13 protein-coding genes are annotated in these 13,249 nt (G+C 58.5%); 5 read left to right on the forward strand and 8 right to left on the reverse strand.

All coding sequences use genetic code 11. The features are described from left to right. Positions 1–867: 867 nt before the first annotated feature. The 4 genes from LH464_RS18810 (at position 868) to LH464_RS18825 (ending at position 3,744) form a co-directional block, all read left to right on the forward strand. Positions 868–1,518 (forward strand): helix-turn-helix domain-containing protein, encoded by a 651-nt coding sequence (locus LH464_RS18810; RefSeq protein ID WP_226787946.1) that lies wholly within the window; start codon positions 868–870, stop codon positions 1,516–1,518. A 205-nt stretch (positions 1,519–1,723) separates the two neighbouring features. Further along, positions 1,724–2,662 (forward strand): ABC transporter substrate-binding protein, encoded by a 939-nt coding sequence (locus LH464_RS18815; RefSeq protein ID WP_226787947.1) that lies wholly within the window; start codon positions 1,724–1,726, stop codon positions 2,660–2,662. 17 nt (positions 2,663–2,679) lie between these two features. After that, on the forward strand, positions 2,680–3,381 hold the full coding sequence (locus LH464_RS18820; RefSeq protein WP_226787948.1) for a L,D-transpeptidase: 702 nt from the start codon (positions 2,680–2,682) through the stop codon (positions 3,379–3,381). Between the two features lie 18 nt (positions 3,382–3,399). Beyond that, positions 3,400–3,744, forward strand: coding sequence for a hypothetical protein (locus LH464_RS18825; protein WP_226787949.1), 345 nt, complete (start codon positions 3,400–3,402; stop codon positions 3,742–3,744). 45 nt (positions 3,745–3,789) lie between these two features. On the opposite strand, the gene LH464_RS18830 is transcribed toward LH464_RS18825, so the two are convergent. Genes LH464_RS18830 through LH464_RS18860 form a run of 7 tightly spaced genes read right to left on the reverse strand, consistent with a single transcriptional unit; the run spans position 3,790 to position 9,340 of the window. After that, positions 3,790–6,885, reverse strand: coding sequence for a complex I subunit 5 family protein (locus LH464_RS18830; protein WP_226787950.1), 3,096 nt, complete (start codon positions 6,883–6,885; stop codon positions 3,790–3,792). Then, positions 6,879–7,247 (reverse strand): sodium:proton antiporter, encoded by a 369-nt coding sequence (locus LH464_RS18835; protein WP_226787951.1) that lies wholly within the window; start codon positions 7,245–7,247, stop codon positions 6,879–6,881. The genes LH464_RS18830 and LH464_RS18835 overlap by 7 nt, the downstream gene beginning before the upstream one ends. Positions 7,248–7,270: 23 nt before the next feature. Beyond that, the gene (mbhE, locus tag LH464_RS18840) at positions 7,271–7,969 is read right to left on the reverse strand and encodes a hydrogen gas-evolving membrane-bound hydrogenase subunit E (RefSeq protein ID WP_226787952.1); all 699 of its coding nucleotides are present in this window, start codon (positions 7,967–7,969) and stop codon (positions 7,271–7,273) included. Further along, on the reverse strand, positions 7,966–8,307 hold the full coding sequence (gene mnhG, locus LH464_RS18845) for a monovalent cation/H(+) antiporter subunit G (RefSeq protein ID WP_226787953.1): 342 nt from the start codon (positions 8,305–8,307) through the stop codon (positions 7,966–7,968). The genes mbhE and mnhG overlap by 4 nt, the downstream gene beginning before the upstream one ends. After that, the gene (locus LH464_RS18850) at positions 8,300–8,551 is read right to left on the reverse strand and encodes a hydrogenase subunit MbhD domain-containing protein (RefSeq protein WP_226787954.1); all 252 of its coding nucleotides are present in this window, start codon (positions 8,549–8,551) and stop codon (positions 8,300–8,302) included. The genes mnhG and LH464_RS18850 overlap by 8 nt, the downstream gene beginning before the upstream one ends. A gap of 5 nt (positions 8,552–8,556) precedes the next feature. Further along, positions 8,557–8,817, reverse strand: coding sequence for a monovalent cation/H+ antiporter complex subunit F (locus tag LH464_RS18855; RefSeq protein WP_226787955.1), 261 nt, complete (start codon positions 8,815–8,817; stop codon positions 8,557–8,559). Next, complete coding sequence (locus tag LH464_RS18860; RefSeq protein WP_226787956.1) at positions 8,810–9,340, reverse strand: Na+/H+ antiporter subunit E; 531 nt, start codon at positions 9,338–9,340, stop codon at positions 8,810–8,812. The genes LH464_RS18855 and LH464_RS18860 overlap by 8 nt, the downstream gene beginning before the upstream one ends. A 317-nt stretch (positions 9,341–9,657) precedes the next feature. Here LH464_RS18860 and LH464_RS18865 point away from each other — a divergent pair, with 317 nt between their 5' ends. Further along, positions 9,658–11,382: a hypothetical protein gene (locus LH464_RS18865; protein WP_226787957.1), complete on the forward strand. Its 1,725-nt coding sequence runs from the start codon at positions 9,658–9,660 to the stop codon at positions 11,380–11,382. A 22-nt stretch (positions 11,383–11,404) separates the two neighbouring features. On the opposite strand, the gene LH464_RS18870 is transcribed toward LH464_RS18865, so the two are convergent. Beyond that, entirely contained in the window at positions 11,405–13,237 is a 1,833-nt protein-coding gene (locus LH464_RS18870; RefSeq protein WP_226787958.1) for an SLC13 family permease, read from the reverse strand. Between the last annotated feature and the right edge of the window lie 12 nt (positions 13,238–13,249).

Below are 13,249 nucleotides of genomic sequence, written 5' to 3' on the forward strand. Positions count from 1 at the left end.
CTGAGCTGAGTGAATATGACACAATGACAGATACCTACCGCGCAACTGACTTAGCAAGTTAGAAACGGCTTTCATATCTGATAGTTGAATTGCCCGGCTTCATAGATTAGTTGTTGTGTATCGCACCCGGATTGGGAGGATCGTGTGATGATTTGAGCCGCGACTAGCATACCGCAGTAACAGTCGCGAACGCTAAAAACTCTCTACTGATCGCCACGAGAATGTTGACAGCCAGCCCTTCGCCATCCTGTATCGGGAGAAGAATGGAATGCCGCACAAACCTCGATCCGCATCGCCAATCGTTCTGGCTCAAAGGCCAAGACCACCTTTCACGTTGAAGACAAGCAGGCCGGCTGGATCGGAGGCTACCTCATGACGATCGAGGAACCCGCCGGCCATATAACTCCAGCAACGTGGCATCCGAATGAAATGAATTTCGGGAATTCCGAGTGCGAAGCCGAGCCTGCGGAACCTCTCGCCTCAAACGCCATCGCCTTGCCGTGCTTTGAGTTTTCGACAGACGAATTCGAGCCATCTGATCAATTCGACGTATGGCGAGGCAGTTTTGCGTCCATGCTTGAGCTAACACAGATCGCCCCGGGTTCGCCCCCGACACTATTTCAAGGCCGACAAAAGGTCTGGGATTTGGGTTCCCTTGTTCTCGCACAGTTCAGCACGGACGAACTGGCGTTCACGAGTTTGCCTGGCCATATTCGCCGAGACCCGATCGATCACTGGATAGTGACGCTGCTGAAGACAGGCTCCAACAGGACCGAGACAGAGAAGACGGTATTTTCGGGCGGAGCCGGAGAGGTGCAAATCCATTCGCTTGGTCGCGCGTTTGCAGGCGACATCACCAGAAGCGACATGCTGATGCTGTTCGTTCCGCGTGATTTCTCCGTTGAAACCGCGGCAACACTCGACGCAGCCGAGTTTTCAACGCTCACCAACGGTATGGGGCGACTGTTTGCGGATTACATGCTCGATGTCGCCAACCGCCTCCCGACGCTCACATCGGCCGACAGCCCCTCACTTGTGGCCGCTACGCACGCGATGATCCTCGCCTGCGTGGCCCCCTCGCCCGATCACCTGGAGGCGGCAGCCGGACCGATAGCAACAGTCCTGCTTGAAAGAGCGCGCAAGGTTATCCAGACCAAGCTCTTCGAGCCAACCCTCAACAGCGAACTGGTACGACGTGAACTCGGCATATCACGGACGCGGCTATACAACCTCTTTGAGCCCTTCGGAGGGGTGATGCACTATATTCAGCACCGTCGTCTGCTGAACGCCCATGCTGCGCTCAGGGATATTGAAGATCGGCGGCTCATTTTTCAGATCGCGGAAGAACGTGGCTTCAGTGACGGCGCAGAATTCAGCCGGGCGTTCAAACGAGAGTTCGGCTACAGCCCCAGCGACGTAAGGAAACGAGGCAAAAGCGAAATTCCAAACCGGCTGCATCTCCAGGACGCTCCCCCTGAGCAACGATTGAACGAACTTCTGCGGCGGCTGCAGGGGTAACGCAGCCGAACCGCCAACAGCCAGTCCGACGCTCCCCCCAAGATATGCTGCAAATTGGACACTCAGCCTAGGTGTGGGACTGCGGGCCAATGACTTTTATGCGCGGTAAAATAAGCTCGCGGCGGACGCCCTTTGAACATCCATCCCATAGACGGGAAAGCGCTGGAGTTTTCCGATGGCAGGTAAGTTGCGATCGTCGTCAGCGATGGCACTGGCAGCAATTGCCTTTGCTACCCTCAGCGGCAGCGTGCACGCGGCAGACCTCGTCATCGCGATGCCAAACTGGTCCTCAGGCCAAGCGACCGCCAACATTCTCAAGGTCGCGCTCAAGGAAAAATTTGCTATCGAAGCCGATGCGATCGAGATGGGTACCCTGATTGCATTCACGGGATTGAACGCGGGTAAAGTGGACATCCATCCGGAAGTCTGGTTGCCGAACCTCGACAGTCTCGTGAAGAGGTACGTCACGGACGCTTCAACGGTAGCGCTCAGTCCGATTGGCGTGCCCGCCTGGCAGGGCATCTGCGCCACGCGTTCTGCAGCCGAAAAGTACGGAGTGAGGGACGTCGCCGACCTTAGCGACGCAAGCAAGACTGCAGCTTTAGACACCGATGGGGATGGTCGAGGGGAGATGTGGATCGGCGCCCAGACCTGGTCCTCCACGCCCATCGAACGCGTTCGTGCCAACAGCTATGGCTATGCAGAAACAATGACGCTGCTGGAAATGGCCGAGGATGTGGGAATGGCCGCGGTGGACGCGGCACAGGCGACAGACCAGCCTCTGGTTTTCGCCTGCTATGCGCCCCACGCGGTGTTCAAACTCCACGATATCGTGCGCCTTACCGAGCCGCCGTATGACCCAGCCAAATGGAACATCGTGCTGCCTTCGGAGGATCCGGCATGGCTTTCAAAATCAACCGCAACGGTCGGATGGGATGCGGCGCATTATCATATTGCCTATGCGACATCATTGCGTGTGCGGCACCCTGACATTGCCAAGTTTCTGGACCGCGTGAAATTTGATCCCGAAGAAGCAATCGCCATGAGCTACGCGCTGCAGGTTGAAAGACAGGACCCGTATGAGTTTGCGAAACGTTGGTTTGCGGAAAACTCGGCGCGTGTCGATGCGTGGGTCAAGCCATGAGAAGAAGTCCTTTTGAGATGAAGCGATTTTTCGCATCTCCTGCCCATAGAGGCAACTTCTGGCGCGGACTCGCTGCCAGAGCGGCCATCGTCGTTTTCGCCCTGGGTAGTGTGTGTTCATCGGCAAATGCCGTGGAAACGCAGGTCTACGATATCAAGACGCGAACCTGGGTCGACTATGATCGAACCAAGGCCTACCAATTTTACGTCAAGAACAAGCAGGTTCCCGAGCCGTTCCGCCGGCAACTTGTCAAATTCCGGACCGCGGAAGAGCCTGGGACGATCATTATCGACGGAAACCAGCATTTCCTATACCTCGTCCAACCGAACCAGCAGGCAATACGCTACGGCATCGGCGTCGGAAGGGAGGGTTTCGGCTGGGCCGGAATCGTACGTGTTGGCCGTACCGCCGAATGGCCGACATGGACGCCGCCCGCCGAGATGGTCGCCCGCGACCCCAACGCCAGGAAATGGGCGAGCGGTCAACCAGGCGGACCGGACAATCCCCTTGGCGCGCGCGCGCTCTATCTCTACGAGGGCGATCAGGACACAATTTATCGGATTCACGGGACACCTGAACCCTGGACGATCGGACTGAGCGTTTCGTCAGGATGCATTCGCATGAACAACGACGACGTTACCGACCTGCATTCACGCGTCAAGGTCGGAGCCAAGGTGATCGTATTGATGCAAGGGGCGGCGCTCTACAAGGGCGTGTAGCAATCGGGGACCAGGAAGATGCATACGACAAGAGACAACTATCATCTTTGCCGCATCGGCCGATACACTTCGTTCCTGGGCATGGCCTCCTTTGCCGTAGCCTTGAGCGCATGCACCACCACCAATAACAACCCCGAACCGAACCAGATGTCGCGGACGATGAGCGATACGGCACCCGCCGACCTGCAGTTGCTCTGCGCAGACGCAGCGAAAGCGAGCGCACCCGCCGGCAGCAGCGCACTGCCCGTCGCCTCACGCAAGCTCGACGGAACCACCTATCAGGTCGATCTCAACGTCAACGGCGAAACGAAAGCATGCGTCATCAGCGACGCCGGCACCGTGGTATCGGTGCAGGCATCTTGATTTGAACGCAGGAAGCAGGTGCGGGCAAATCCAAGGCGCTGCCTATCACTGACCTGAGAGAGCATATCTTCCAAACACGTAGACCGCGATCACGTAATAAAGGACGTGCAGCGCATAGGTCTGGCCATTTCCGTTGTAGATCCGGCGGACCGCTCCACCCATCGCCATTGTCATATCGCATACCCCATCCCAGAAGCGGTTCGCGACCGGCGTCACGATCGGTGTGAAAACAGCGCGATAAAAACGGTAGAATTGCTCGGCATCTCTAGGAGTGGAACGGCCTCGCCGGACTCTGTAGATCACCAGGAAAAGCCCGAGAAGCACGCCCGCGGCAGCAACGCTGACAACCATGACCGGGACGGGATTCCAGTAGCCATATATCGTTTCCAGCGACATGCCCTCCCAGACAAGCGTCGAGGCAAAATAGGGATCGATTGCAGCGGAGACGGGATCCATCACGAGTTTGGGGAAGAACGATAGGACAAGGATTGCCACCACCAAAACCAACTGCGGCAGGAGCAACGGCAATGGCGCTTCCCTGATGCCGTCGTCTGCCGGCTTTCTAGATCTTGCCAGGAAGGTATAAGCCAAGCGAAACATGTAGAGAAAACCGATGAAGGTCGCGAATATGCCGACGATCGCAAGGCCGTACCATTCGTTATCCACCATCGCGCTCAAGAGCAGCCACTTGCCGCCAAAGCCTGCAAGTGGCGGCAGGCCGGACATGGAAATCAAGGCAATCATCACTGCAATGCAGGTGACCGGCATCTTTCCCACAAGGCCACCGGTCTGATCCAGCATCCTGGTGCCAGTTCGCAGGATGACGCTGGCGACGGCAAGAAACAGGATGCCCTTGACCAACAGGTGGTTGGCAACGAGGTAAAACGCCGTGACCCAGCCCAGATGGCTCATCAAAGCAATCGCAGTGATGATGTAGCCGGTCTGGCTCATGCTTGAGTAACCCAGCATTCGCTTCATGTCGTTCTGCTGAAAGGCCATTACCGCACCGGCAATCGTCGTCAGGAGGCCGATCCAACCCATGACGTGCGCCATTTCCAGGCCGGCCTCGGAGCGAATGGCGAGGTAGGTGACCATGAACAGCCCGAAGACCGCGACCTTGCTGATGACGGCCGAGAGCATCGCCGACAGGTCATCATCGGCTTCCGCATAGGCGCCGGGCAGCCAGATATGGACACCGACCGCCCCAGCCTTGATCAGGAAGCCGAACGCCAGCAAAGCGAACGCAGCTGCCGCATCCGGGCCGGACGTGGCCAATGCCGCGAGCGCCGTGGTGCCGTTGGCGCTTGCGGCAATGCCGAAACCCGCCACGAGGCAGAATGCCGAGACCAGCGAGAATAGCAGAAACTGCAAAACATAGGGATGGGCGCCCGGCCGCTGTGCGATCAGGAAATAGGAGGAAAGGGTGATGATCTCCCAGTGAAAGAAGAATTCCAGACTGGTCGTCGCACGCAGCGAACTGGCGATCGACAGAAGCAGAACCGCCAGCATGGGGTAGAAACCGCGACGAGCATCGGAGCGATAAAGGCCGGCAGAAGCAATGACCAACCCACCCGCGACGAGCAGCACGGCAAACAATCCGGGTAGCCCTTGGGTTTCTCGCACAATCCACCCACCGACGACGAACACCGAAACCAACATCAATGCACATTTGCTCCGGCTGGGCAGCCAATCGAGGATGTAGAGTGTGACGCCGACGAACAGCGGAGCGACCAACAACAGTGACATTGCGCCTGCAAGGTGAGCAGCCACGTAGCCGCTTGCGAAAAGAAGAAGAGCACAGGCAATCAACGGCACGTACTTGCCCGACGCAACTCTGATCGCCGCCTGATCGGCAAGCGGGCGCGTTGCCTGCTTGAACCAGCGGAACATGTAGGCTGCCTCGAGCAGCGAGCCGACCAGAATGACAGCGATCCAGACGTATCTCCCGCCGCCCGCCGCTTGCATGATGAGTTCCCATTTCGCCCAGAAGCCAGGGAAAGGCGGCAGGCCGGCTATCGCGACAAGAAAGACAGCAAGCACGGACAGCAGGAAGGGGCTGCCGGCAACATCCGACCAGCTATTGGCCTCGCGGCGACCGACGATACCCGCGAGCCAGAACAGGCCGGCCTTGGCGAAGAGGTGATTGATGAAGAGCCCACCGACGACCAGCGGCAGCGCCTGCTCGGCGCCAAGCTGCCACAGCAGCCCCACCGCGAGCACGAGGAGACCCATCTGCGCAATTGAGGAGTACCCAAGCATCCGCTGAACGTTAGTCTGCCTCAGCCCGACAAGATTGGAGAACAGGAAGGTTACGCCGCCGGAAATGACGAGGATTCCCAGAACTTCTTCGAACAACGGCAGCAGCTTCAAAAGGGCAAAGAAGACACCGGCTGAAACGAGAACCGAGACGATTGCCGCAATTCCGCTGCTCGCGGTCTCGTAGACATCAAGTCCCCACCCATTGGCCGGGAACGGCTTAAGCTCCAGCAGGATGCAGGACAGAACGAACAGCAGCGCAGTGATGCCGATCGGGCCGGCGATCAGTGCCCTGTTTGCGATCATCTCGTCGATATTGAGGGTACCGGTCACATGGTAGAGCAGCCCCGCGCCTAGAAGAAAGAAGGAGGAGGCAAGGACGGTGGCCATGATGTATTTGAAGCTCGCAGCCAGGGCTGCAGGCGATCGATCGGAGCCAAGGAGACCGTAGGTGGCGATCGAAACGATCTCCAGAAAGACGAACTGGTTGAAGAGATCGCGGGTCATGATCATGCCGTTGATGCCCATCGTCAGGATCAAGTAGAGCAACAGGAGCACGTAGCGTCCGCGAAGACGCTCCCAAAGATGCCACGCTCCGAGCACTGCCACGACATTGACCCATAGAGAGAAGAAGCCTTCCCAGGCACCAAAGCGAAGGTTGATCGAAAAGGGCGGGACGCTACCTGCGGTCAGAACCTCAATTGTCGCCGCACCATGATGGATCCGCCACAGACAGACGCCGGAAATGACCGTCATTCCGAGCAGTGCGATGATAAATCCCATCGCCGGCAGCGGCTTGGCGATGCGTGAAAGCAATGGAATGAGGAAGCCGCTGCCGAGGCCGAGCAGGAAGATATTGAGCGGCTGGAAGAGGCTCTCTACCATCTGGACTCCGTCAATGCGTCGATCGACAAGGTCTTCCTGGTCTTATGGATGCGGATCGCGAATGACAGCATGATCGCCGTGACCGAAAAACCGATCACAATGGCCGTGACGACCAATGCGGAGGGAATGGGGTCCACCGCCCTGCTCGCGGCCTCCCCGGCATTCAGCGCCTCGTCGATAATCGGTGCCGTGCCGCCGGTTACATAGCCAGTTGCGACCAGAACAATGTGCATCCCGGTGTCGACAAGTGAAAATCCGATGATAATGCGCAGAATATTACGATGCGTCAGCATCCCCCATACGCCAACGAGCATGAGCATAAATCCGGTGGCGAGAAGTATCTGCGATACGGGCAAACCCATGGCCATCCCTTGTCTGTCGGGTCTCAACTACGGAAGCGGTCGATGACGACGCTGAGTTCAGCACCGACCTTGATACCCAGCAAAGCCGAGATGAGTGGGATGGCGCCTGCGCTGAAGAATGCCCCGAACTCGCCCAGCGGCAGGATGCGGCTATCGAGGAAGCCGCCTGCAAAAACCATCCCAAAGATGCCGATGCTGACATAGAGGACGCCCGCGAGCGATTCCGTAACGCTGAGAAACCCGTGGTGGATTGGCCCCCTCGGATCGGCGAGCATCAGCAGCATGACGCCAGAAGCAACGACTGCACCTCCCTGAAATCCGCCGCCCGCCGAGAGATGGCCGTTCATGATCACGTACGCTCCGAATACAAAGACGAGGGGGAGCACAATTTCCGCGCCGGTGCGCACCAGTTCGCTCGGTTCCTTTCCCCTGCTACCGGATGACTTCCGGGCAGGTGGTTTCCCGCTCACCTCCTCCGCCAGAAGCAGGCCGACGCTTGCTGCCACCATGAAGAGTACGGCAACCTCTCCAAGCGTGTCGAAACCACGAAACGAGATCAAAATACCCGTCACCACATTGGGGGCGCCAAGATCTGCCGGCACGTGCGTCAGATAATAGATGGCCAAGTCCGACAATGACTGACGCTCGCTGTAACCAGCGACGAGAGAACCGAAGATGACGCCGAATGCTACAACCGCAAGCAAGCTGAACACGCGGCTCATGGCGAGCTCTCCTTAGCAGCGATACCATCTTCATCCCTGAGCGCATCAACCACCGTGCCCACCATGGGTGCGCCTGCCGCATGGGCAGCACGCGACAGAGCGTGGGAAGAAAGCGGATTGGTCATGAGAACGAAATAGGCAACGATCAGGAGCTTGAGCGCCCAATCCGGATGATGGATGCCGAGGCCACTGAGAACGAGGATGTTCCCCAGAGTGGAGGCCTTCGTTCCCGCCTGGATGCGGGTAAATACGTCAGGCATGCGCAAAAGGCCCAGACCTGCGGAGAACAGGAAGAACGCACCGACCAGAATGACGATATTGCCGATCAGCTCACTCATCCCCCAGTCCCTCACCACCGGTCTTACGGATCGAATAGAGGAAAATCAGTGTCGCAAGGCCCGAGCCGATGGCCGCTTCGGCCATGGCAACGTCCGGGGCTGCAAGGAGCACGTATGAGACGGCTGCAAACAGGCTGGCAAGCCCGGCACTGACCATCGCCGCCATCATGTTTCTGAGCAGGACCGCCAGGACGCCACTGATCAAGATGCTGCCGCAAACCAGAAGGACCAGCAGTTCGAGCATGGCGATTACGGCCCCTTTTCGAGAAAGCGGGCGATGGCGAGAACCGAAAGAAAGCTCAACAGGCCATACACGAGCGCGACGTCGAGATAGACGAAGCGGCCCGATATGTCGGCGTAAAGGGCGACAAGAGAGATCGTCACGACCGTTAGCATGTCAATGGCGACAACCCGGTCCACCGCAGTTGCGCCAATTACCAGCCGAACCACCCCGAAGACGATGCTGAAAAAAATCAAGACGATGGCGACCTGCAAGATGATGTCAGCCAAATGCCGCCTCCAGATGTCGTCGAAAGGGACCGATGATCATTCGGCTTGCTTCTTCCGGATCGGACGTTCTCACGTCCAGCAAATGAATGAACAGCGCGTCTCCCCTCAGGTCCATAACAAGGGAGCCAGGAGTTAGGGCAATTGAGTTGGTCAACGCCAACCGACCGATCGAAGATTTGAGTGGCATGTTGACCTTGACGATACCGGGCCGGATATCGATGCGAGGAGCGTAGACGTAGCGCAACATATTGATGTTCGCCTTCACCAGCTCGCAGAAGAAGACGCAGGTGTAGGCCAGGAGATGGTAGGCCGTACGGGGAGCCGCCTGGATTCGCCAGACATCACCGCGTCGGATGAAGATGACTGCAACGACCAGCGAGACAAGTGCACCGGTTGCGACAATAGGAGGTGCCACGGACGAATTGATCACCAACCAGACGGTGAAACAAACAATCCAGAGAACGATCAGGCCGCCGAGCAGACCTGATGCGGTCCGTTGCGTTGTTCCCTGGTCCTCCGGCATGGGCAGGCCTTCCAAAAATGGCGATTGCTATTGGCACTACGAGAGGCGCTCAACTCATGCACGTGACGTTCAGGACATCTTTCGATCCCGGATTTTTAGCCGGACGAACGGCAGCTTAGCACCGCGCGCGCCGCGCTGTGATCGGCAGAAAATCCGGAAATTTCGCTTGCAATCCTAGATGCCACCGCTGTTGCGCAGTTTTGAGTATGACCTCTTGACCCTTCTTCAAAACAGCGAAATCAATCAGCAAGATACCCGTCGGCTGTGGTCGTGTATTGTGCGGACCACAGCCCAGAGGCAACAACGGATCGCTCGCCATGAATGAGAATGCTCCGAACAAAGGGCCTGTCGTCGTCGGTGTGCGTGGACTTGCAAGTCTGGATCCTCTCAGTGCGGCGGAAGCAAAGGTCGTCGCACACCTGCAATCAGGCGATTTCGACAGGCTTGGTGATGGTTTGCGGCCGGAGATGGAAAGCCCGGAACGGAACGTCCGTGCCGAGCTCCTTCGCCTTCTTGTCCTGGGCAAGGAGGGTTATCGCCTGCATGAAAAGGGACTGAGACTGAGCGGAGCCTGGATAACCGGAATTCTGGACCTTGAGGGATGCCGGGTACCGCGTGACATAGGGCTGAAGGACTGTCACTTCGAAGCCTCGCCCGTTCTGCGATCGGCAATCATAGACAATCTGTTTCTTGATGGATCGGTAATGCCCGGCCTGCGGGCGGATCGGCTTGAGGCCCGAGGCTGCGTGTCGCTGCAGGGCGCGACCGTAAACGGCGAAGTCCGGCTTCCCGGAGCACGACTTGGGGGAAGCATCGAGGCTGACGGAGTCGTCATCACGTCGTCTGACGGGCTCGCTGTCAACGCGGAGGACCTCGAGGCAAGAGGAGGAGTCCTGCTGCGGGGCGCCACGGTGCGGGGCGGCATTAATCTATCGTCGGCTCGGATTGGTGGCGATGTCAACGCGGTCGGCGCCCGGATCGAACGCCCCGGCGAAGTTGCTTTTAATGGCGACGCCATGGTTGCAGGAGGTGATCTGGCACTCAGGGGAGTAACTGTTGCAGGCGAAACCAGATTCCAGGGCGCTCACGTTGGCGGTGATGCAGACTGTACATCGGCCTCACTATCCCACCCGGAAGGTCATGCGCTGAGGTTCAATCGGGCAAAGATCGACGGTGCATTTTTTCTGCGACAGGGTGCCACCATCGACGGTGCGCTCGACCTGACGGCGACGACGATCAACGCAATCGAGGACGAACAGGCGAGCTGGCCCCGGTCCGGCGATCTGCTCCTGAACCGCTGCCAATATGGCGCCTTCACTGGCGGGCCTGTCGACGCGGCAAGCCGGCTTGACTGGTTGTCGCGCCAGACACCTGGCCGATGGGGCTCGGACTTTTGGCCGCAACCCTATGAACATCTCGCGACCGTCTTGTCCGAGATGGGGCATAATGAAGATGCGCGCGAAGTGCTTATTGCCAAGGAGCGGTTGCAGCGCAGCGCGCGCCGTGCGCGCGCCAAAAACCCCGCCCTGAAACTCATCCTGACGATTATAGATGGCATACTTGCAGTGACCCTCAGCTATGGACGGCAGCCCCTGCGCGCGATGCTGTGGGTCATTCTTTTCTGGTTAATCGGGACCGGCGTGTTCTCGGTCGCTTACAACGCAGGCGCGATGAAGCCCAACAGCCCGGTCGTGTTACGGGCCGTCGAATGGACCCTCTGCGATCTTGAGCAATCCGAAAGCCGCTATTTGCCGTCAAGTGGATTGACGCTAAGCGGTCGAGCAGCACCGGGAGAAAACCAGCTCACTTGCTTCCGCAATCAGCCGGAAGCCGCCAGTTACCCCGAGTTCAATCCCTTGATGTATTCACTCGACGTGCTTTTGCCGGTGTTGTCGATCGGGCAGAAGGATTTCTGGCGGCCGGATTCGATGAAGCCGAACGGACCTTTCACGTTGAAATACTACTTCTTCCAGTCGATCGTGGGGTGGGCTTTAAGCCTTCTCGCCGTGGCCGGTTTCTCCGGATTGGTCAAATCGAGATAGCTTCCCAAGGAACCGGAAAACTTCAAAAGCGCCAGATCAGCGGCACGATGAAGACCGAAACGACGAAGAACCACAACAGCAGCGGCAGACCCAGCTTCCAATAGTCGGTGAACGCGTAACCGCCGGGTGCCATTACCATCAGGTTTGTTGGTGTGGCAATCGGGGTAAGGAAGGCCGCAGCAGCGGCAACCGCTGTACTCATCAGCACCGGACGCGGGGAAATTCCCATTGCAGTCGCCGCCGCAACGCCGATCGGGATTACTATGAGCGCGGTTGCAGTATTGCTGATAAGTTGCCCCATGACCGCCGTCAGCACGAACAAGCCTGCGAGCAGGGCAACGGGACCGGCATCGCCGACGAGGCTTACAAGATGGTTCGCCATCAGTTGTGCGGCACCGGTTTGCACCATGGCCGTGGACAGTGGCATCATCGCGCCAACGAGAATGACAGTCGTCCACCCGACCGCACGATAAGCCTGATCAACGCTCATGATGCCAGAGAGAACGATCGCGCCTGCGGCGAGCAAGCCAGCGACCGCAGGCGGCACGAGGCCGGTCGCAAGCAACAGCACCATCGCAATCAGAATGGCGACGGCCTTTCGTGCACCCGGGCCCATAGGCACGGCCTGGCGCCGAACCAGCTCCGGGGAATTGACCACCAGCACGTCTGGATCGTCGAGATGTACGTCGAGGGCCTCCCAGGTGCCCTGCAACAGCATCGTATCACCGGCTTTCAACACAACACCACCGGCATTGCTGGTTAGCTGCCCGGCAGAAACGTCCGCGTCACCACGCTGCACCGCCAGCACGATCAGGTCTCCACTTTCGGTGACCATTCCCGGAAAGACAGTCTCACCGATCAGGCCCGAGCGCGGCGGTATGACGACCTCGGCCAGGCCGGATCTACGGTTGAATAGCGTCTCCTCACCCTTGCCATGCTTTCCATCATCCCGAAACGCTAGATGCATCTGCGCCGAAAATGCGGCTGCGGCTTCGGCATCGCCACGCACGAGAAAGTGATCTCCCTCCGCCAGAGGCCGGCGCAAGGGACCCGTCGTCTCTCCATCCTGAACCGCCACAAGCTGCAGCCCTTCATATGCCGAAATATCGACTTCTGTCGGGGGCACGCCGATGTAGGGCGAGCTTGCACGAAGCCGCATCTGGTAGATCCCGCTCGCAAGGCCGTACTGCTCGACCAGCGTCTTTGCATGCTGACTGAAATCCGCCGGCATGGTCGCGCCATTCCGCTCGGGAAGCAGCCTCTGTCCGAACAGTATGATGATCACCATCGTCCCTACGAGGAGCGGCACACCCACAAGCGCAAACTCGAAAAAGCCGAAAGCGCCTACACCCGCGTCCATACCTGCATCAGACACCAGCACGTTTACCGGCGTGCCAGTCAAGGCAAGCATCGAGCCTGCATGCGCGGCAAAGACCAATGGCATCAACAATTGCGAGGAGTTGCGCCGGAGACGAACCGCGATGACGACGACAACCGGAAGCAATGCCGCAACGGCCCCATTGACGCTGATCAGCGCGGTTAGAAGCGAGACAAGCGTCATGGTCAGGACGAGCAGGCGGGTTCTGCTTTCTTCGCCAGCACCGCGTATCAACAGTTGTCCCGCCCAGGCAGTAACGCCCGTGACTTCAAGTCCTGTACTGACGACGAATAGCGTGGCAATGAATATGACTGCCGGATCACCGAAGCCGCCAAGCGCCTGGCCGATCGTGAGAACCCCGGTCGCCCACAGCGACAGAGCGGTCAGCATTGCCACCGCCACGACTGGCAGCTTGTTCCAGACGAAAAGTACGACAGCAACCGCGATGATTAGAGCTGTATACGCTATGGGACTCACGCCATCCCCTCC

The sequence above is a fragment of the Pseudorhizobium xiangyangii genome, from assembly GCF_020531965.1.
Lineage (GTDB): Bacteria > Pseudomonadota > Alphaproteobacteria > Rhizobiales > Rhizobiaceae > Neorhizobium > Neorhizobium xiangyangii.